The 19,060-nt window shown below is 67.2% G+C and carries 18 protein-coding genes; 7 read left to right on the top strand and 11 right to left on the bottom strand.

Annotated features, from left to right (window positions below; all coding sequences use genetic code 11):
- Window positions 1–80: 80 nt before the first annotated feature.
- From VGF64_12220 to VGF64_12200, 5 genes are all read right to left on the bottom strand, one after another.
- Window positions 81–1,415, bottom strand: coding sequence for an alpha/beta hydrolase domain-containing protein (locus VGF64_12220; GenBank protein HEY1635517.1), 1,335 nt, complete (start codon window positions 1,413–1,415; stop codon window positions 81–83).
- Window positions 1,416–1,573: 158 nt separating this feature from the next.
- Window positions 1,574–2,275, bottom strand: coding sequence for a TetR/AcrR family transcriptional regulator (locus VGF64_12215; GenBank protein ID HEY1635516.1), 702 nt, complete (start codon window positions 2,273–2,275; stop codon window positions 1,574–1,576).
- Between the two features lie 82 nt (window positions 2,276–2,357).
- Window positions 2,358–2,684, bottom strand: a complete 327-nt coding sequence (locus VGF64_12210) for a hypothetical protein (GenBank protein ID HEY1635515.1) — start codon at window positions 2,682–2,684, stop codon at window positions 2,358–2,360.
- Window positions 2,685–2,698: 14 nt separating this feature from the next.
- Complete coding sequence (locus VGF64_12205; GenBank protein ID HEY1635514.1) at window positions 2,699–3,991, bottom strand: aromatic ring-hydroxylating dioxygenase subunit alpha; 1,293 nt, start codon at window positions 3,989–3,991, stop codon at window positions 2,699–2,701.
- Window positions 3,992–4,056: 65 nt separating this feature from the next.
- Window positions 4,057–4,644 carry a carboxymuconolactone decarboxylase family protein gene (locus VGF64_12200; protein HEY1635513.1) on the bottom strand — a complete coding sequence of 196 codons (588 nt, stop codon included), beginning with the start codon at window positions 4,642–4,644 and terminating at the stop codon, window positions 4,057–4,059.
- Between the two features lie 95 nt (window positions 4,645–4,739).
- Between VGF64_12200 and VGF64_12195 the strand changes: the two genes are divergently transcribed.
- Window positions 4,740–5,819 (top strand): ferredoxin--NADP reductase, encoded by a 1,080-nt coding sequence (locus VGF64_12195; GenBank protein ID HEY1635512.1) that lies wholly within the window; start codon window positions 4,740–4,742, stop codon window positions 5,817–5,819.
- 37 nt (window positions 5,820–5,856) lie between these two features.
- On the opposite strand, the gene VGF64_12190 is transcribed toward VGF64_12195, so the two are convergent.
- Window positions 5,857–6,648 carry an enoyl-CoA hydratase/isomerase family protein gene (locus VGF64_12190; protein HEY1635511.1) on the bottom strand — a complete coding sequence of 264 codons (792 nt, stop codon included), beginning with the start codon at window positions 6,646–6,648 and terminating at the stop codon, window positions 5,857–5,859.
- Window positions 6,649–6,784: 136 nt separating this feature from the next.
- On the opposite strand from VGF64_12190, the gene VGF64_12185 reads away from it, so the two are divergent.
- The 5 genes from VGF64_12185 to VGF64_12165 are packed head-to-tail and all read left to right on the top strand — an operon-like array spanning window position 6,785 to window position 12,098.
- Entirely contained in the window at window positions 6,785–8,371 is a 1,587-nt protein-coding gene (locus VGF64_12185) for a methylmalonyl-CoA mutase family protein (protein HEY1635510.1), read from the top strand.
- Window positions 8,371–8,775: a cobalamin B12-binding domain-containing protein gene (locus VGF64_12180; GenBank protein ID HEY1635509.1), complete on the top strand. Its 405-nt coding sequence runs from the start codon at window positions 8,371–8,373 to the stop codon at window positions 8,773–8,775. The genes VGF64_12185 and VGF64_12180 overlap by 1 nt, the downstream gene beginning before the upstream one ends.
- Window positions 8,775–9,932: a CoA transferase gene (locus VGF64_12175; protein ID HEY1635508.1), complete on the top strand. Its 1,158-nt coding sequence runs from the start codon at window positions 8,775–8,777 to the stop codon at window positions 9,930–9,932. Before VGF64_12180 ends, VGF64_12175 begins: the two co-directional genes overlap by 1 nt.
- Before the next feature lie 5 nt (window positions 9,933–9,937).
- Window positions 9,938–10,978 carry an acyl-CoA dehydrogenase gene (locus VGF64_12170; protein ID HEY1635507.1) on the top strand — a complete coding sequence of 347 codons (1,041 nt, stop codon included), beginning with the start codon at window positions 9,938–9,940 and terminating at the stop codon, window positions 10,976–10,978.
- Complete coding sequence (locus VGF64_12165; GenBank protein ID HEY1635506.1) at window positions 10,965–12,098, top strand: acyl-CoA dehydrogenase family protein; 1,134 nt, start codon at window positions 10,965–10,967, stop codon at window positions 12,096–12,098. Before VGF64_12170 ends, VGF64_12165 begins: the two co-directional genes overlap by 14 nt.
- Window positions 12,099–12,111: 13 nt before the next feature.
- On the opposite strand, the gene VGF64_12160 is transcribed toward VGF64_12165, so the two are convergent.
- The 5 genes from VGF64_12160 to VGF64_12140 all read right to left on the bottom strand — a co-directional run bounded on the left by VGF64_12160 (window position 12,112) and on the right by VGF64_12140 (window position 17,738).
- Complete coding sequence (locus VGF64_12160; protein HEY1635505.1) at window positions 12,112–13,095, bottom strand: NADPH:quinone oxidoreductase family protein; 984 nt, start codon at window positions 13,093–13,095, stop codon at window positions 12,112–12,114.
- An 86-nt stretch (window positions 13,096–13,181) separates the two neighbouring features.
- Window positions 13,182–14,483, bottom strand: coding sequence for an acyl-CoA dehydrogenase family protein (locus VGF64_12155; protein ID HEY1635504.1), 1,302 nt, complete (start codon window positions 14,481–14,483; stop codon window positions 13,182–13,184).
- Window positions 14,484–14,595: 112 nt separating this feature from the next.
- Entirely contained in the window at window positions 14,596–15,660 is a 1,065-nt protein-coding gene (locus VGF64_12150; protein HEY1635503.1) for a hypothetical protein, read from the bottom strand.
- Window positions 15,644–16,432 (bottom strand): enoyl-CoA hydratase/isomerase family protein, encoded by a 789-nt coding sequence (locus VGF64_12145; GenBank protein HEY1635502.1) that lies wholly within the window; start codon window positions 16,430–16,432, stop codon window positions 15,644–15,646. Before VGF64_12145 ends, VGF64_12150 begins: the two co-directional genes overlap by 17 nt.
- A gap of 4 nt (window positions 16,433–16,436) precedes the next feature.
- Complete coding sequence (locus tag VGF64_12140) at window positions 16,437–17,738, bottom strand: amidohydrolase family protein (protein ID HEY1635501.1); 1,302 nt, start codon at window positions 17,736–17,738, stop codon at window positions 16,437–16,439.
- A gap of 64 nt (window positions 17,739–17,802) precedes the next feature.
- Here VGF64_12140 and VGF64_12135 point away from each other — a divergent pair, with 64 nt between their 5' ends.
- Window positions 17,803–19,059, top strand: coding sequence for an amidohydrolase family protein (locus VGF64_12135; GenBank protein ID HEY1635500.1), 1,257 nt, complete (start codon window positions 17,803–17,805; stop codon window positions 19,057–19,059).
- Window position 19,060 lies beyond the last annotated feature (1 nt).

Below are 19,060 nucleotides of genomic sequence, written 5' to 3'. Positions count from 1 at the left end.
CGGACTCGGAGGGCAGCGCCCCGGGTCGCGTCGAGCTCGGTCCGAGCGGGTGGTCGACGTGCGAGCGGTTCACCACCGTCTCACGTAGAGAACTGGACACCGCTCGCTTGTTGCAACAAAGCGGTCCGGTCGGCGCTGAGGAGGAACCCGCCAGCGATCGCCTTGCCCAAGCTGGCCTCGTAGGAGCTGAGGTACCCGCTCTTGTCGTGATACAGACGCATCAAGGTGCTGCCGTCAAACGGCATCGTCGATCCGAACAGCGAGCACAGGGTGCTGGCCCCAGCCGGAGCAATGCCGCTGAGCGCCGCCACGGGCACGTCGACCGCTGGGGTGCGAACTCCTCCGATGGCGTTGCCCAGGCTGTCTCGAGCGATCACCGGTGGAGCGGTGGTCGAGAGTTGCAAGCGGGCGGCCCTTGGCGGAGACGTTCCGTGCACCATCCAGTCGTTCATGGCGTGGAGCGCAGCCTGGACCACGTTGTGCTGTGGACCTTCGTTGATCGTGAAGTTGCATCCCAAAGCGCCCGCATAACCACCCACCAAGTAGGCGTCGGCGTGCGCGGTGCCGGCTACCTCCCAGGTCCGGATCCGGTCAGTGTCAGGCTGGCGGGCGGGCCCGTAGTCGAGGAGGGGCCCAACGTCAGTCTCGGTCTCGAACATGAAGACGGGCACGCCCAGGTCCTCCCGGATCTTCAGCCCCATCGGGACAGCGCTGGAGCCCAGCGGCTGGCCCGACAGCGCCGCACCGCTTCCCCCACGACTGTGCACGAAGAACCCGTCGTAGACATGCTGCATCGGCTGTAGGGCATCGATGTAGGTCGTCAAGAAGAAGGCCGATTGAGACTCTCCAATGCCGACGACCCGCCCAGGACGCAGCGAGCCGAGTGCGGATGGTTGCGCCGAGCCACGAAGGGCCCGTCCGATCTGGGAGAACATGTCGTAGGCGTACTGGTCGCCTGGGTGGGTGAGCGTTGCGTATCGGGCTGGTTCGGCGCCGACGAGACCCCCGCTCGGGGCAACGCCCGGCGCGCCAAGCAGCGCGTGACCGCCGTTCACTCCGAAGGCCTGCGCCGATACGCCGACGTAGGCATAGCCGGCACGAACGATCTCCGGGTTGAGATAGGCCCAATCGGCGTCCGCCTCTACTCCCCCGGAGACATTGAGCCATTCGACGAGCACCGTCCCGTTGAAACGGCTCGGATCTTGGGGACGGCGCACCACGATGCGGGTCCGGTAGGGGGCAGACGACTGAGCCTTGACACTCCACTTGCCGTCACTCTGAAGGGGCTTCGACGGCTGATACGCCGTGGCGGTTCCAGAGGCGAAAAACTCCTGTTCGGCGTAACCATTGACCGCCAGGTCGACCGCGACCGGAGACGTCGGCTCGATGATGTGGCCGGCCGTGACGGGACCCACAAGGCTCGCGGCCGGCCCACGGGGCCGGGCACCAGTCAGTGCGGCACCTCCTGATCGTGGGGACGCACCCGTCGTACAGGATGCGAGAAGAATCACGGCAACCACCGATGCTACCGCTGCGGCCCCCGCCGCCTCCGGCTGTCTGCCGTCGCGACGTGTCAGTCTGACGAGCCGCTCCCGATGCCGTGAAGGACCATGTCCCAGAGCTCCTCGGCCGGATCGCCGCCATCCTGTTCAGCGGAGGACCCGCTGATCGTCGTCGAGAAGGCGTTGAACATGATCGCCTCGAGGATGACACCGGCGACCCGCCGCCGAGAGAGCTCGACACGGACCACGCCGGCAGCAACTGCATCCTCGAGGACGTCCTCGAACAGCGACACGACGGGCGCGTACACCCGGGTAGCCTCCATCGGCCGCGTGGTCATCAACTGCTGAGCGAACTCGGCGAGCGCGAGCGACCTCTTCTTCTTTCCCGTCTTCTTGGCCGTCGGATGGCACAGCCAGTAATACTCGACCACGAACCGATGAAGACGCTCGAGCGCGCTCGGTTCGTCCCCGATCCGTTCCCGGAGGCTCTCGGCGGTCGATCGAACCGACTCCTCGAAGACCGCCAGGAGCAACTCCTGCTTTCCGCCGAAGTACTGGTAGAAGGCCCGCAGTGACTGGCCGGAGGTCGCAAGGATGTCCTGGACGGTGAAGTCCTTGCCGGACGGACTGTCGTTCATGAGCTCGAGCGCCGCGTCGATGAAGCGCTGGACGCGGTTCTCGGCCCGCGTCCGGGCGGAGTCGAGCGACCGCGCCACGGCCTGCTCGCGCCAGCTCACGGCCGGGGAGTCGGCGGCAGGTTCGTTCATCGGCATACCGCGAATTCTACTGCATGAATAAGGAAAGGTCCGTATCGAGCCAGGAGAGCACCAGTTCCCTCGCTGGCCCGAGGACCACTCAGATGGAGGGCTCGACGACGGCGTCGAAGCTGGAAGCACCACTGTCAGGCACTCTGGCCTGACGCCAGACCTCCACCGGAAACGAGGCGGTCACGAGCGCGCAGAACAACCAGAGCAGCCGTTTGGCGTCCTCTGGCAGCGCGTTCAGGTCAAACTGCTCGAGGTACGACGCCGCAGCCTCGAGCCGGGGGAATGCTGCGTCGTAGAAGGCTTGGAGCTCGTCCATCGTGCTGCAGAGACGCTTGGCGTAGCGCCCCCGCTCGGTCGGGAGAGCCCAGTCGGCGAAGGCCCCGAGGTCGGCGAATTCGCTGGGCAGGGTCGGCATGTCGCGCTCCTCCCTCAGGACGCGCCCAGGACCCGGACGGCCGTGGAACGCCCGCGCTGCTGATACTCGTCCACGTACCGCTGCGCTGTCGTATGAAGATGACGCAGCAGGATCTCCTGGTCATTGAGAGGAAACTCCCTCACGACCCGAGACTCGAGCATCGACTGCGTCGCTTCCAGGGTGTTGCCGTCCTGAAGGCTGTACTCCTTGAACGTCACAGCGGCGAGCTCCTGCGCCAGGCGTTCCCGAGCGGTTCTGGGAGGGACGAAGTACACCGTTCCTTCGAAGATGTGGGTGTTATACGAGGTCGGCCAGTAGTGGTACGTCAGGTACCAGTTCGGCTTCCAGATCAGCAGCATGAAGTTCGGGAAGAACAGGAACGAGTCGAGGCCCCACGACTGGTGCCGTGCGGGGTTCAGACCCGGGGGAAGCTCGTCCAAGCCGATGTCAGGCGCATCCCACGGCCCGAACAACCCGCTGTGCAGCACGCGCTCGATGGGCTTGACCATGCTCAGGTCCTTGGGAGGGGACATGCCGCCCCAGGACGACACCATCCCGTGAAGCCCCTCGATCTTGTACGCCAGCGCCTCGTAGCCGTAGCTCTGCATCTTGCGAGATTCTTCGCCAACGGCCTGCTTCGCGTGCAGGACAGGTGCGTGGTAGAACTCGGTGAAGGCGTCGATGAAGAGCTTCCAGTTGCTCCCGACCTCGGCACGGAACTTGTGGACCTGGGTCATCTTGTGGAACGGGTAGCCGGTGATGCCCTCGCCGAGCTCGCCGAGGTAGTCGCGCAGCGCCGTGGTGTCGTCGGTATCGAGGTTCACAAAGATGAACCCCTCCCATACCTCGACCCGGACTGCCGCCAGCCCGTAATCAGCCCTGTCCAGATCGAAGAACTCTGACTCCTGCTGCACGAAGGTCAGCTCGCCCTGCAAGGAGTAACGCCACCCGTGGTACTTGCACGTGAACTGCCGGCAGACGCCGCTCGTCTCCTCGCCGGGGTAGTCGCTCCAGACCAGCTTGTTGCCGCGGTGCCGGCAGATGTTGTGAAAGGCGCGGACCTCATTGTCTCGGTCGCGCACGACGACGATCGACGTACGCGCCGCGTCCAGCTCCTTCGTGAAGTAGCTCCCGACCTTGGGGACCTGCTCCACGCGACCGACGTTCAGCCAGGTCCGGCGGAAGATGGCATCGCGCTCGCGCTCGTAGTGCTCAGGTGAAACCGAGTCCTCGTAGGAGACCGGACCCGTGCCGAGCCCGTAATGCTCCGTCCAGCTGCCCTCACGGGGCTTGGTGAAGTGCGCCATCAGGGAGTCCCTCAGGTCAAGGTGGACAATTGGAGCATAGCATCGATTCTCGAATAATGAGAAGCCTATTCTCGCCGGAGGTCCTCGTCGAGCTCGACCCCGAACGAACGGAATGCCATGGCGAGCAGGTCGTACGTGCCGACCGTGAACACCAGATCCATCAGCTGGTGCTCGTCGAGCTCATCGGCGAGCACCGCCCACGTCGGATCAGTCACCCTGGCGTCGGCGACCAGCTCGTCGACGGCGGCGAGCATGGCCCGCTCGAGCGGGGACCACCCTGGTGCCTCCGGACCCTGGAGGATCCGAGCGATCTCGTCCCGGTCGACTCCGGCGTCCCCAGCGAGCACGACATGCTGCTCCCACTCGTACGTCGCCCTTCGCACCCACGCCACACGGAGGACAAGGAGCTCGCGCTGCCGTGCTGAAAGGGTCGAGGCGAAGAGCACGTGGCCGTTCAAGGTGTGAAACGCACGGGTCAGCGCCGGGTACCGGGCGAGAGTGCCGAGCGCGTTCAGGCCCTTGGGCCGGTCGTCACGGCGTGGAGGAAAGGGATGGCGCGCCTCGGGCGGTCGGAGGGCGGCGATCGCCTCACCCATCTCCTCGGGCCACTGCCCTGGCGGCAGAGGCGCGATCCTGCTGCTCCGCTCCGGCACCGGGCCCTCCTTCTGACGTTGCAGGACTTTCGCCACGACTTTAGCCAGTTGTGAGGTTCGTTGCCATGAGGCGAGAATCCCATTATCATGGTTTCATGACAGTGGCGGGTCCGACGGCGCAGGTCGAGACGGCGCAGGTCGAGGTGGCCGGGCGTGACCACCGGTTCCACGGCTTGCGAATCGCACGCGTCGTACGCGAGACGGCTGACGCCAGGTCCTTCGTCCTCGAGGTGCCCGCCGAGCTCCAGCCGGCGTTCGCCTACGAAGCGGGCCAGTTCTCCACCTTCCGCGCCTGGATCGCCGGCCAGCCCCACCACCGGTGCTACTCGATGTCATCCTCGCCCGCCGTTGACGATGAGCTCCAGGTGACCGTGAAACGCGTGCCCGGTGGTCTCGTCTCCAACTGGATGATCGACGCGCTGGCACCTGGCGCCGTCATCGAGGCGAGCTGCCCCGCGGGCGTCTTCTGCCTGACGCCGGACGACAGCGACGTCGTCGCCTTCAGCGCCGGCAGCGGGATCACGCCGTTGCTCTCGATCGTAAAGACGGCCCTGGCGACCACGTCGCGACGGGTGCGCCTCCTTTGTGCCAACCGGGACCGGGACTCCGTGATCTTCGCCGACGAGCTCGACAGCCTCGTCGAGCGGTACCCCGGCCGTCTGGAGGTGGCCCACCGCCTCGATGTCGAGGAGGGATTCGTCAACGCCGACGTGGTGGCCCCCTTTGCCACGATCGGGCCCGACGCCGAGTACTTCATCTGCGGCCCCGGACCGTTCATGGACATCGTCGAGAGCACGCTCCTCGGCTACGACGTGGATGCACGACGAATCCACATCGAGCGCTTCACGCCAGCCGACCCTCGCCAGCTGCCAGAGGTCTCGAACGGTCCGCCGACACCCTCGTCGGTCACGATCGAGCTCGACGGCCGCAGCGACACCGTCGACCATCGCCCGGGCACGACAGTCCTCCAGACGGCGCGCCAGATGGGCATGGCGCCACCCTTCTCTTGTGAATCGGGTAACTGCGCGACCTGCATGGCCAAGGTCGTCGAAGGGGATGTGACGATGTACGTCAACAATGCCCTGACCGATGACGAGATCGTCGAGGGCTGGGTCCTCACCTGCCAGGCGTTGCCAGCCTCCCCGTCGGTGCACGTCATCTACGAGGATGGATGACACCGGCAGGAAGGACCGGGCCTGAACGGCGCTGAGATCAGGAGAGTCTGCGGGTCTCCCTCAACGCCTCGACTGCCGCCCAATGGGCCTCGGCGGTCCACAGCCGGGCGAACGCGTCCGTAGCGCCCGGCTCGAGCTCCGGGTGCAGCGAGGGGGCGGCAGCGGCAATCACCGACTTGACGGCACGCGACGTGCCGGGCGCTGCCTGCGCCATCCGCTGGACAAGGCTCCGCCACTCCTCGTCAAAGGTGGCTCGCGGCACCACGACGTCTATGAGGCCGAGACGCTGCGCCGTCGGAGCGTCGTACACCTCGCCGGTGGCGATCGCCAGCAGTGCCCGGCTTCGACCGACCGCCTGGGCAAGACGCTCTGCGCCCCCCCATGCAGGCATGATACCGAGACTCACCTGATTGAAGCCGATCTTGACGTCGTCGGCCGCGATGCGGATGTCGGCGGCGATCGCGACCTCGGCTCCGCCTCCAAGCGCGTGCCCGTTCAGGGCCGCAACGACGGGAACGGGGAAGGCGGCGATACGGTCGAGGACCCGTCGTACCCGAGTCGCCATCTCGACGGCGTCGTCATACGTCCGGACCGCACTGAGCTCCCTGAGGTCTCCTCCGGACACGAACACCCGGTCTCCCGCCCCGCGCAGGACGAGGACCGTGGCGCCCGCCTCGAGGGTGTGGTCAAGCGCGGAGTCGAGCTCATCAACAGTCGTCAACCCGAGGGCGTTGCGCACACCGGGTCGATCGATTGTCACCACACCGATCCCGGCTTCGATGTCGACTCGCAAGCCACCCGGGGTGGAGCTGGCCTCGCACTCGGGCACTGGATCGTCTCCTCCGGCAGACCGGCCCCGTCCGTCCGAGCGATAATACCGCTCGCGCCGCGGCACGCCAATAGTTTGCATTTCGTAGAACTTCGGCGTCGGCTGGCGGCATCGGTGTTTCCGCTACGCTCGCGCCATGGACGCGTCGGCGCACAGCGAGTCAGGGATCCCGCTCGCTTCGACCTACGGGCCAGAGGACCTCCCCCCGGCCGACGCCATCCCCCCGCCTGGAGCCTTCCCATTCACGCGGGGGAACTTTCCCGAGGGCTACCGCGGCCGCCTCTGGACCATCCGGCAGTACTCGGGATTCGGCACCCCCGAGGAGTCGAACGGGCGCTACCGCTACCTCCTCGCCCAGGGGGCGACTGGGTTGTCCGTGGCCTTCGACCTCCCCACGCAGTGTGGGTACGACTCGGATCACCCCGACGTCGAGGAGGAGGTCGGCCGGGTCGGAGTGGCGGTGGACACCCTCGCCGACGCCGAGATCCTCTTCGACCGGATCCCCCTCGACGCCATCAGCACAAGCTTCACGATCAACGGCACAGCGGCGATCATCCTCGCCTTGTACGTGGCCGTCGCCGAGAAGCAGGGGGTCGACCGGGCGAAGCTGCGCGGCACGATCCAGAACGACATCCTCAAGGAGTACGTGAGCCGCGGCACCTGGATCTGGCCGCCTCGCCCGTCCCTCCGCCTCATCGCCGACACCATCGAGTTCTGCGCCAAGGAGGTTCCACGGTTCAACGCCATCTCGGTGGCCGGAGCGCACTTTCGTGACGCGGGCGCCACTGCAGTCCAGGAGATGGCGTTCACCCTCATGGATGGCATCACCTACTGCGACGAGGTGATCGGCCGGGGACGAATGACCATCGACGAGTTTGCACCGCAAGTGTCCTTCTTCTTCTACACCCACGGCGACTTCTTCGAGGAGATCGCCAAGTACCGAGCCGGACGGCGGCGTTGGGCCCACATCGTGCGCGAGCGGTACGGGGCCAACAACGAGCGCTCCTGCATGTTCCGGGTGGGCTGCGTCGCTGGCGGCGCCTCGTTGCACGCGCCCCAAGCCCGGAACAACGTCGTCCGCGTCGCGTATGAGGCCTTGGCGTCTGTGCTCGGCGGGGTCCAATCCATGTTCACCGCCGCGTGGGACGAGCCGTTCGCGATCCCGACCGAGGATTCGGCGACCCTGGCGCTAAGGACTCAGCAGGTGTTGGCCTGCGAGACAGGCGTTACGCGCGTCGCGGACCCCCTCGGGGGCTCGTATTACGTCGAAGCCCTGACCGACGCCGTGGAAACCCGCGTCGAGGCCATCATGGACGACCTCGAACGACAGGGCGGGATGGTCCGTGCCATCGAGGACGGCTACCTACAGCGCCTGATCTCGGAGGAGGCCTTCCGGGTGCAGACCGACATGAGCTCCGGTGAGCGGGCGGTTGTGGGGGTCAACCGGTTCCAGACCGACGAAGATCCACCCGAGGTGGAGGGCTACGAGCTGGACGAGAAGGGTCGGGCCCGCCAGCTCGAGCGCCTCGCCGAGGTCAAGGGTGCTCGCTCGGCGGCCGACGTGCGGGCCAGCTTGGCCGCCCTCGGCGCGGCGGCGGCCGAGGGGGGCGACAACCTGATGCCCCGCCTCATCGACTGTGCGAAGGCGTACTGCACCGTCGGCGAGATGGTTGACGTGCTGAAAGACCAGTGGGGCGAGTTCCAACAGCCGGTCGTGTTCTGATGTCGATCCGTGTGCTCGTCGCCAAGCCCGGACTGGACGGGCACGACCGCGGGGTGAAGCTCGTTGCCCGGGCGCTGCGCGACGCAGGATTCGAGGTCATCTACCTCGGGATCCGGCAACGACCGGAGTCGATCGCAGCAGTCGCCGTCCAGGAGGATGTCCAGATCGTCGGCCTGAGCATCCTCAGCGGGGCCCACGTGGCACTGACACGGAAGACAGCAGACGCGCTACGAGCCGCCGGCGCCGACAATGCCGTCCTCGTCGTCGGCGGCACGATCCGCCAGCGCGACATCGGACGGCTCGAGGAGGCCGGTGCGGCGGCCGTCTACCCCACCGGGACACCGCTCGAGACGGTGGTCGAGAGCCTACTGGCGCTGTCGCGTCCCGTTCAGACGTCCTCGTGATGGCGCAGCACCCGGCCAACAGTTCGGGACCGCTCGCTGGGATCCGGATCCTCGAAGTCGGTCACATCCTCGCCGGTCCATTCGGTGGGATGCTGCTCGCTGACCTCGGCGCTGACGTCATCAAGATCGAGCCCATCGACGGAGACCTGTCCCGTCAGGTTGGCTCGCACTTCGTCGGCGACCACAACGTCTACTTCGCCAGCCTGAACCGCAGCAAGCGCAGCGTGCATATCGACCTCACCACAGGCGAGGGAAAGGCGGAGCTGGGAGCCTTGGCGAAGACGGCCCACGCCCTCCTGGTGAACCTGCGCCCGTCGACGATCAGGAAGCTCGGGCTCGACTACGAGTCATTGCGACAGTACAACCCGAAGATCGTCTGTGTGGCCCTCACGGGCTACGGGCTCGACGGCCCGGCGGCTGAGTCGCCCGCATTCGACTACGTGATCCAGGCCATCACTGGGGTGGCCGCCTTGACCGGTGAGCCGGATGGACCACCCACGCTCGCGGGCTACTCCGCGGTCGACAACTCGTCGGGCATCATGGCTGCACTCGGACTCGTCGCCAAGGTGCTCGAGGGAAGGGGCGGTCAAGTAGACATCTCGCTCTTCGATGTCATGCTCTCCCAGCTCAATTACAAGGCGGCCGCCTACCTCAACGGCGGCGGCGCCCCCATCCGCCACCCGCTCGGGGCGCACGCGTTCTATGTCCCCGCCCAGTTGTTCCGGACGAAGTCGGGTTACCTCGCGCTGTTCGTGACTCGCGACGAGTCCTGGCGCCTGCTGTGCGCAGAGATCGGTCACCCCGACTGGGTCGACGACCCGCGGTTCGCCACGATGCACGCACGGTTCGACAATCGCGAGGAGCTGCTCGGCGCGCTCACGGCCTGTCTCGAGACGGCGTCCGCCGTGGAGTGGGAAGAGCGTCTCCGGCCCCTGGGGATCACGGTGGGTGCCGTCACGGATCTCGGGAAGGCGCTCGACGGAGAGCTCGTCCGCTCGAGGGGCACGGTCGTCTCCGTCGACACCGGCGATGGGCCGCTGCGCCTGATCGGCAGCCCGATCCGGCTCGACGACGCTCAGCCGGAGTACCGAGCGCCACCGCGCCTGCACGAACACACCTCCGAGCTCCACTCTGGGTCAGCAGAGAGAGGGCTCTAATTTCGGTGGATACCCGAGACACGGCCGAGCAGGCTGAGCTCCGGCGGGCTGCCCGCCAGCTGGCCCGAGACCTCGGACCGACCGGCGTGGCCGATCTCGACGACACGACGCGCACCAAGCGCCTCGCTGAGGCTGTCCGCGACGCCGGTTGGCTCGAGTTGCGTCACGACCGAGGGGACGGCGAGCCGGTCGCCAGCGGAGTCGATGTGGCCATCGTCGCCGAGGCCCTCGGAGGGGTGGTTGCCGACGTCGCCTTCGCGGGCCCGGTCCTCGCCGGCGACCTCGCCCGACGGACCGGCTCGAGCCAGACCGACGACGCCGTAGTCGCCTTCTCCTCCTCCCTGGTCGACGCCGCGGTCGTGGCCGGCCCCTCGACCGCCGAGTCCGCGTACGCCGTCGACACCCCGGCCGAGCACGTTGACGCCTATGTTCTGGTCCCCGCTGGCGCCGGCCAACGGCTCGCCCGCGTGCACACCGACCGCGCCCGCGGCGCCGCAGATCTCACCCGGGGGGTGCACCAGATCCCGACGGGCTCTCCACTCATCGAGATCCCCGGTCAGCGCTGTGTCCTCACTGACGACGAGCTCTCCCACTGGACCGCTCTCGCCCTGGCGCTCACGAGCGCCGACCTCGTCGGGCTCATGCGAGGTGTTCTCGACTTGACGGTCGCATACGCCACCGAGCGGCGACAGTTCGGCGCTCCCATCGGTTCATTTCAGGCCGTGCAGCATCTCCTCGCTGAGGCGCGGTGCCTGACGGAGGCGTCGTTCAGCGTCGCACTGCACGCCTCATGGACGGTCGACAACCTTGCTTCCGTCGACGCGTGTCTCGCCGGACGGGTCGCCAAGGCCTACTGCGCGCGGGCGGCGCGCACCGTTTGCGAGACCGCCGTGCAGGTGCACGGCGGCATCGGGAACACGTGGGAGTGCATCGTCCACCTGTATCTGCGTCGCGCCCTGCTCTCCTCCCGGTGGTTCGGAGACGACGGCGCCCAGCTGCTTCGGCTGCAGCGGGAGCGCCTGGGGACGGCCGATGGACTATCGTGACTCACCAGCCGAAGCGGAGTTCCGCGCCCGCTTGCGAGCGTGGCTCGGCGACCATAACCCTGGTCTGCCGCCTTCTTCCACCGACGACGTGTACTGGGCCCGCCAGGCCGGGTGGCACACCTCCCTCTATGACGCCGGGTTCTTCGGCCTGAGCTGGCCCGGTCGTTACGGCGGCCACGACCTGCCGCCCGTCTTCGACGTCATGCTCGACGAGGAGCTGGCAGCCGCGGGCGCGCCACCCCGCCCGAGTCTCGGGTACCTCGTCCAGGGGATCGCGACGCACGGGAGCGATGCCATCAAGGACCGCCTCCTTCCCGGCCTCATCAGCGGTCGTGAGCGGTGGTGTCAGGGCTTCAGCGAGCCCGACGCCGGATCCGATCTGGCGACACTTCGGACCACTGCCACCCGCGAGGGTGGCGAATATGCGATCAACGGTCACAAGATCTGGACCAGCTATTCCGATGTCGCCGACTGGTGTCTTCTCCTCGCTCGCACCGATCCGGACGCCCCCAAGCACAAGGGCCTCTCAATCTTCGCCGTCCCGATGGACCTGCGAGGGACCGAGCAGCGACCGCTCCGCATGATGAACGGCATCACCACCGAGTTCGGCCAGGTGCTGTTCGACGGCGCTCGTGTCCCCGCCGAGAACATGATCGGCGAGCCAGGTGAGGGCTGGCGGGTGGCAATGACGATCGTCAGCCATGAGCGCGAGCCGGGCGAGCTCGGCTTTGTCGCCCGGTACGCGAAGACGGTGAACGACCTCGAGCACGAGGTACGCGCCGATCCAACCGCGTTCCGGGCGGACCAACGAGAGCAGGTCGCGTGGGCATACGTTCAGACGGAGATGCTGCGGCTCCACGTGTGTCGCAGGTTGTCCGAGCGGCTGGGCGGCGTCGCCCACGGCCCGGATGGCTCTGTCGACAAGCTCCTGATGACCTGGGTGGAGCAGACCGTCGGGGACGCCGCCCTGACGGTCTCCGGGCCACGGGCCGCAGTCGACGTCGATGACCTCGGACTCAAGGTCTACCTCTACGGCCGCGCCCAGAGCGTCATGGGAGGCACGTCCCAGATCCAGAAGAACATCATCGCCACGCGCATCCTCGGTCTGCCCACAGCATGACTACGCGCGGCTCCTAGAACCCACCCTTGATATCGAGGACGACCTTGCCGATGGCGTGCCGGTCCGCCACGAACCTCAGCGCGGCCACGACGTCCTCGAGACCGAAGCTGGCGCCGATGTAGGGCGCGATCCGACCCGCAGCGAACAGCTCCAGAAGCTCGTCCTCGTTGCGGCGCAGCTCATCGGGCATGTGAACGCCGAAGTTGCGGAACTCGAAGCCGACGATCTGAATGCCCTTGAGCATCACCAGGTTGAGCGGGATCCGCGGGATCGAACCCGACGCGTAGCCAACGGTCACGAACCGACCGCCCCAACGCAGGGCCCGCAGCGCCGGCTCGGCGAGGTCGCCGCCAACAGGATCGACGACGACGTCGACGCCGTCCGGATGGGCTCCGCGCAACGCTTGCCGCAGTTCGTCCGGAGGGACATCGATGAGGGTGCCCGCGCCGTGGGAGCCCGCCACCTCCAGCTTCTCCGGAGACGACGCGACCGCCGTCACGGAGGCCCCGAGAGCGGCGCCGAGCTCCACGGCAGCGAGCCCTACGCCTCCGCCGGCGCCGAGCACCACCAGCTCTTCCCCACGCTGGAGCCGGGCAACCGAGCGGAGTACGTGGAACGCGGTGCGGTGGGCGACCCCGAACGCCGCGGCCACTCGCAGCTCGACACCCGTGGGGATGCGGGTCACCGCGTCGGCAGGCACGACCACCTCCTCGGCAAACGCCCCGACGAGGGCGGTGCCGAAGACCCGGTCGCCCGGAGCGACATCGCTGACTGCGCCATCGACGGCATCGACCACACCAGCGAACTCGCTGCCCACGACGAATGGCGTCGGCACTTTGATCTGGTACTGGTTGGCGACCACCAGCACGTCGGCCATGTTGACGGCCGCCGCCGCGATCTGGACCCGCACCTGCCCCTGACCCACGGCAGGCGATGGAAGCTCCTCGATCTCCACGACATCCGGGGGCCCATAGGATCCGCAGACGGCAGCCCGCACGTCAGCTCACCGCCCCTGCCGGAGCGATTTGCGATCGTCGACGAATGCCATGGCGCCTTCGGTCGCGTGCTCGCTCCCGAACCTGATCAGAGGTTCCCCACTTCATGGTCGAGGTACTCGGCGAACTTGGCCCGCGCCGCGGCGACCCGCCGCGGCAGGTGCTTCGTTGGCCAGAGATCGTCGCTCGGCCGGGAGCCGCGCAGGACCTGCCGAGCCACAGTGATCTTGTGCACCTCTGTCGGCCCGTCGGCGAGGCCGAGAACGCTGGCGCCAAGGATCATCCTGTGGAACGGCATCTCGTTGCTGACACCCAGCGCGCCGTGCACCTGCAGCGCTCGCTGCGCGATGTCGTGCAGTACTCCGGGCATCAGCACCTTTACGGTGGCGATGTCCTTGCGGACCTTGCGGTAGTCGCTGTACTTGTCGATCGACCACGCGGTGTACAGCACCAGGAGCCGGAACTGCACGAGCTGGGCGTAGGAGTCGGCGATGTAACCCTGAACGAACTGCTTGTCGGCCAGGAGGCTGCCCTGTGTCTCCCGACTCAGAGCCCGCTCGCACATCATGTCGAGCGCCTGCGTCGCGAGGCCGATCGTTCGCATGGCGTGGTGGATGCGGCCGCCACCGAGGCGCGTCTGGGCGATGGCGAACGCCTGGCCCTCCCCACCCAGAAGTGCGTCCGCCGGCACACGAACGTCCTCATACTGGATGAGCGCATGCGAACCTTCTCCGAGGTTTTCACCACCGAGGCCGACGTCGCGGACGATGTGGATGCCGGGGGTGTCGGTGGGGACGAGGAACATCGACATCCCGTTGTACGGGCTGACGTCGGGATTGGTCACCACCATCACGATAAGGAACGCTGCTGTCTTCGCATTCGACGAGAAGAACTTCCACCCGTTGACGACCCACTCGTCGCCGTCCTTGACGGCCCGCGTCTGGAACATCGTTGGATCGGCGCCGGCGTGCGGCTCGGTCATCGAGTAGCACGAGAACAGCTCACCCTCGAGCAGTGGGCGCAGGTACCGATCCTTCTGCTCGGGCGTCCCGTAGTGGGCGATGATCTCCGCGTTGCCGGTGTCCGGCGCCTGGCACCCGAAGATGATCGGCGCCCAGGAGGACCGACCGAGGATCTCGTTGAGCAACGACAGCTTGAGCTGCCCGTACCCCTCACCACCGAGGTCGGGACCGAGGTGCGTCGCCCACAGCTTCTGACGCCTCACCTCCTCCTTCAGCGGGTCGATGACCTTTCGCAGCGTGTCGTCGGGGGGCGTGAACTCCAACCCACCCCAGACGAGGTCGAGAGGTTCGACCTCCTCACGCACGAACGCGTCCGCCCAGTCCAGCTTCTCCTGGAACTCAGGCTCGGTCTCGAAGTCCCACGCCATCGCGCCAACCCTACTCGCTGAGCCGTCACTGTTGATTGTGACGTCGACAGAGGGAAATGCCAGTACGGCGCGCGAAGAGGTGCCGGGGCCAAGCAGCGAGGGAGACGCGCCGTCAGTCGAGCGCGGGGATGATCTGTGGCAGCTCGGCCGTCGTCCGAAGGCCGGGAGCGGCCGAGCAGACATTTGAGATCGCGTTGACGGCGCGATGTGCCGTTACGCCCGGTGAGGTCGCGCCCCATTCCTCCGGGGACACCGGAAAGCGGATGTCGACCTCGAGGGGCAGGTCGCCTTGTAGCAGGACGTGCCAGCCCGTCTCCCGGAGGTCCCACGCCGGCTCGAGGTCGGTCGCGCAGTACCAGGTAGCGCGGAAGCGCAGGAGCGTCTCACGATTCCGAATGCCCGACACGATCATTCGCTGTGCGGCGACGGTGCCGGCTCCGACGGTGCCGGCGCTGATCTCGACGGTGCGGCGTGCCGTGGCGATCTCGCCGGTGGACTCGACGTCGTCGAGGGGCAATGAGATCGCATCGGCGAGCGCTCGGAGCGAGGGCCCGAAGCCGACCGCCCCGTGGCCGAACCGGCGGCTGTCGAACTCGGCAGGATCCTTGCCGAAGCCCATGAGATCGAAGAGCAACTCGGGCGAGTTCCGCGACGACAGGTCGGCGAACTCGTCGATCGTCAGTCGGTTCACCCGCCGCTGGAGCGACGTCAGCACGATCGGCAGGGCCTCGGTGATGAAGCCCGGACTGCTCCCCGTGCTGTGGAGGGTCGCCCCACCACGCTGGCAGGCGGCGTCGATCCGCTGGCGGACAGCCGGCGCCAGCCCGGCCGGGTGGTGAAACTCGCTCCGGGTCGACACGACGTTGGCGCCCGACTCGAGCAGCCGACACACGACGTCGATGTCCGCTCGATCAGCCATATAGAGGACGCAGTCGGGCTTCAGGGTGACGATCTCCTCCACGTCTCGGGTGGCGATCACGCCGGTGGGCCCGAGCTGACACATCGCCCCGGCGTCCCGGCCGACCTTGGCATCGGAGTACACGTACAACCCGACCAGCTCGAGATGCGGATGCTCGATGACGGCGCGCAGGGACCTGGCGCCGATGTTGCCCGTCGCCCATTGCACGACGCGGAGCGGCCGCATGCTCTCGATGTCCATGTCATTCCCCACGTTCATCCATCCTCGGGATCCACCTCGGTGGGCGCTTCTCCATGAAGGCGCTCATGCCCTCGCGTGGCTCGGGTGAGTGCTCGAGCGCCCAGAACATCGTCTGGTAGTCGACCGGACCATAGTGTTCGTTCAGCATCCGCTTCACGTGCACACGTGCGTCCGGCGCGGTCTGCAGGACCTGTCGAGCAGCCTCGATGGCAGCCGACCGCAGGCCGTCGTGGGGAACGACGCGGGAGATGACCCCGAGCCGTTGGGCTTCGACCGCATCGAACCGACGCGCCGACAACAGCAGGTCGCGCGCCACGGCCAGCCCGACATGGGCCGGCAGCGCCGCTGCGTACGTCGCGTCGGGGATGCCGCGCAACAGCTCGGGGACCCGGAACGTGGCGCGATCGCTGGCGACCGCAATGTCGCTCATCATGGCGATCAGTAGCCCACCGGCCTGGCAGATGCCGTTGACCGCGGCGATCACTGGTGCACGGCTGTCCCGGATGGCGAGGAACGGAAGGATGTCGGCGCCGATGTCAGGGGTCTGATCGTCCCCGGGCTCCGCTCGTCCGCCGAGGTCGCCGCCCGGAGCGAAGACGTCGCCGACACCGGTGATGATGAGCGCGGCGAGCTGCGGGTCCACGTTGACGAGGCGTACGGCGCGCTTGATCCCGTAGTACATCGCAGGCGTGAGGGCGTTCCTCGCCGCCGGACGATCGATGACGCACCAGGCGATCCCCCCGTCTCGATCAAGACGGAGGTTCGAGGTGCCCAGCGAATCAGTCGCCATTCATTCAGGTTCCCACAGCCGCCACGGCTCGCCGGGCGCGCTTACGGAACCCTTCGAGCTTCTCGTCCGGGGTTCGGACCCGTGTGCTGCGCGACATGACCGAGACATCGTGGCCGGCGGCCCGTCGCCGCAGCGCACCCACGGTCGCCTGGTCCTCTGGCACGTGGGCGAAGGGGTCGAACGAGTACCAGCGCATGGCGTTCTCGTGCGTCATCCTGCGAACGTGGTCGTCAGGCAGGTCGTTCTCGGCGAAGACAGCGCCCAACTCCTCCGGTGCGGTCGGCCACATCGAGTCGCTGTGCGGGTAGTCGGCCTCCCAGGCGATGTTGTCGATACCGATCCTGTCTCTCATGGCGACCCCGATCGGATCGCTGATGAAGCATGTGAGGAAGTGGTCGCGGAACACCTCGCTCGGCATCCGCCCGCCGAAGTCCTGCAGCGTCCAGGCATGGTGCATCTCGAAGGTACGGTCGACCCGATCGAGGAAGTACGGGATCCACCCCGTGCCGCCTTCGGATAACGCCACACGAAGGCCTGGGAAGTTCTTGAGGACGCGCGACCAGAGCAGATCGGCCGCGGCCGACTGGATGTTCATCGGTTGGAGGGTGATCATCACGTCGGGTGGCGAGTCCACGGCCGGGATCGATAGGCGGCCCGACGAGCCAAGGTGGATCGAGAGCACCGTGCCGGTGTCGCAGCACGCGCGCCACACAGGGTCCCAGTACTCGTCGTGGAAGCTCGGGTAGCCGAGGGCAGCGGGATTCTCCGTGAAGCTCAGCGAATGGCAGCCCTTGGCGGCGACCCGACGCACCTCGTCCGCAGTCAGCGCTGCGTCCCAGATCACAGGCACGGCCATGGGGATGAAGCGGCCGGGGTAGGCGGCACACCATTCGTCGATGTGCCAGTCGTTGTAAGCCCGCACCAGCGCCAGGGACAGATCCGCGTCGTCGCTGGCGAACACGCGCGCCGTGAACGTCGGGAACGACGGGAAGTTCATGGACGCCAGGACGCCACCGGCGTCCATGTCCTTCACCCGTTCGTGCACGTCATAGCAGCCGGGCCGCACCTCATCGAGGCTCTGGGGCTCCAGGCCGTACTCCTCCTTCGGGCGCCCGGCCACCGCATTGAGCGCGGCCGTCTCCATGACCACGTCACCGAACGTCCAGACGTCCGACCCCTCGGCGTTGCGGACGAGCTTGGGCGCCCGGTCCTGGTACTTCGGGTCGAGGTGGTTGACGAACAGATCTGGCGGCTCGATGAGGTGGTCATCGACACTGACGAGCACGAGATGGTCGACGTCGAGCATGCTTCCCCTCTGCGAGAATATGGTTTCCGACTAGGTAGAGCGATTTTACCCGAGGGAGCGACGAATGGCCCGTGAGCGGAGCCCGCAGCCACCGATTCACCTGGTCAGCGCCCGGATGCTCGATGTCGGGAAGGGCGAGGTGCTGGCGCCTGGGGATCTCCTGATCGAGGGTGACCGGATCGTCGATGTGGCACCCGGATCGGTTCCTGCGGACGTCGAGGAGATCGACCTCGGCGACCTCACCATGCTCCCGGGTCTGATGGATATGGAGGTCAACCTCCTCTTGGGAGGCCCCGACCATGCCAGCCCCCTGAACTCCGTACAGGACGACGCCGCCGTCCGAACCCTGCGCGCGGTCGCCAACGCCCGCCGGACGCTCCGGGCGGGCTTCACGACCGTGCGGAACCTCGGTCTCTTCGTCCAGACCGGCGGCCTGCTCCTCGACGTCGCCCTCCGGAAGGCGATCGACCTCGGATGGATCGACGGACCCCGCGTCGTTCCCGCCGGCCACGCCATCACCCCGAGCGGGGGCCACCTCGACCCCACCATGTTCCAGGCGTTTGCGCCGCACATCATGCCGCTCACCGTCGAGGAGGGCATCGCCAACGGCATCAGCGAGGTGCGCAAGGCCGTGCGCTACCAGATCAAGCATGGAGCGAGACTCATCAAGGTCTGCGCGTCGGGGGGTGTGATGTCGCACACCGGCCCCGCTGGGGCCCAGCAATACTCCGACGAAGAGCTGGAGGCGATCGCCGACGAAGCCCACCGCGCCGGACTCAGGGTCGCCGCCCACGCCCACGGCGACGATGGCATCCGTGCTGCGATCGAGGCGGGGATCGACTGTATCGAGCACGGCTCGCTGGCGAGCGACGAGACCCTCGAGCTGATGGTCGAGCGAGGCACGTTTCTCGTCGCGACCACCTACCTCGCGGACGCCATGGATGTCTCGCGCGCGGCGCCGGAGCTCCAAGCCAAGGCCGCGGAGGTCTTCCCGCGGGCCCGGGCGACGATCAGCAAAGCCATCGAGCGTGGCGTTCGAGTCGCCTGCGGTACCGACGCACCGGCCATCCCACATGGCCGCAACGCCAAGGAGCTGGTCGCGCTCGTCAACCGGGGGATGACGGCACTCCAGGCGATCCGCGCCGCGACGACCGTCTCAGCCGAGCTGATCGACGTCGACGACCGGGGCCGGCTCGAAGCCGGACTTCTCGCCGACATCATCGCCGTTCCCGGCGATCCGCTGGCTGACATCGCCGTGACCGGGGATGTCCGGTTCGTGATGAAGGGCGGTCATGTGTACCGCAACGACGGGATCGCCTAGA

The sequence above is a fragment of the Acidimicrobiales bacterium genome (assembly GCA_036491125.1).
Lineage (GTDB): Bacteria > Actinomycetota > Acidimicrobiia > Acidimicrobiales > AC-9 > AC-9.
The sequence above is the reverse complement of the archived record's forward strand: the minus strand, read 5'-3'. Positions and strand labels throughout refer to the sequence as shown.

Excerpts from the sequence above, each read along its gene's own strand:
- VGF64_12210 (HEY1635515.1), bottom strand. The coding sequence starts at position 2,684 with ATGCCGACCCTGCCCAGCGAATTCGCCGACCTCGGGGCCTTCGCCGAC.
- VGF64_12165 (HEY1635506.1), top strand. The coding sequence starts at position 10,965 with ATGGACTATCGTGACTCACCAGCCGAAGCGGAGTTCCGCGCCCGCTTG.
- VGF64_12140 (HEY1635501.1), bottom strand. The coding sequence starts at position 17,738 with ATGCTCGACGTCGACCATCTCGTGCTCGTCAGTGTCGATGACCACCTC.
- VGF64_12180 (HEY1635509.1), top strand. The coding sequence starts at position 8,371 with ATGTCGATCCGTGTGCTCGTCGCCAAGCCCGGACTGGACGGGCACGAC.
- VGF64_12155 (HEY1635504.1), bottom strand. The coding sequence starts at position 14,483 with ATGGCGTGGGACTTCGAGACCGAGCCTGAGTTCCAGGAGAAGCTGGAC.
- VGF64_12135 (HEY1635500.1), top strand. The coding sequence starts at position 17,803 with ATGGCCCGTGAGCGGAGCCCGCAGCCACCGATTCACCTGGTCAGCGCC.
- VGF64_12215 (HEY1635516.1), bottom strand. The coding sequence starts at position 2,275 with ATGCCGATGAACGAACCTGCCGCCGACTCCCCGGCCGTGAGCTGGCGC.
- VGF64_12205 (HEY1635514.1), bottom strand. The coding sequence starts at position 3,991 with ATGGCGCACTTCACCAAGCCCCGTGAGGGCAGCTGGACGGAGCATTAC.
- VGF64_12175 (HEY1635508.1), top strand. The coding sequence starts at position 8,775 with ATGGCGCAGCACCCGGCCAACAGTTCGGGACCGCTCGCTGGGATCCGG.
- VGF64_12145 (HEY1635502.1), bottom strand. The coding sequence starts at position 16,432 with ATGGCGACTGATTCGCTGGGCACCTCGAACCTCCGTCTTGATCGAGAC.
- VGF64_12185 (HEY1635510.1), top strand. The coding sequence starts at position 6,785 with ATGGACGCGTCGGCGCACAGCGAGTCAGGGATCCCGCTCGCTTCGACC.
- VGF64_12195 (HEY1635512.1), top strand. The coding sequence starts at position 4,740 with ATGACAGTGGCGGGTCCGACGGCGCAGGTCGAGACGGCGCAGGTCGAG.
- VGF64_12150 (HEY1635503.1), bottom strand. The coding sequence starts at position 15,660 with ATGAACGTGGGGAATGACATGGACATCGAGAGCATGCGGCCGCTCCGC.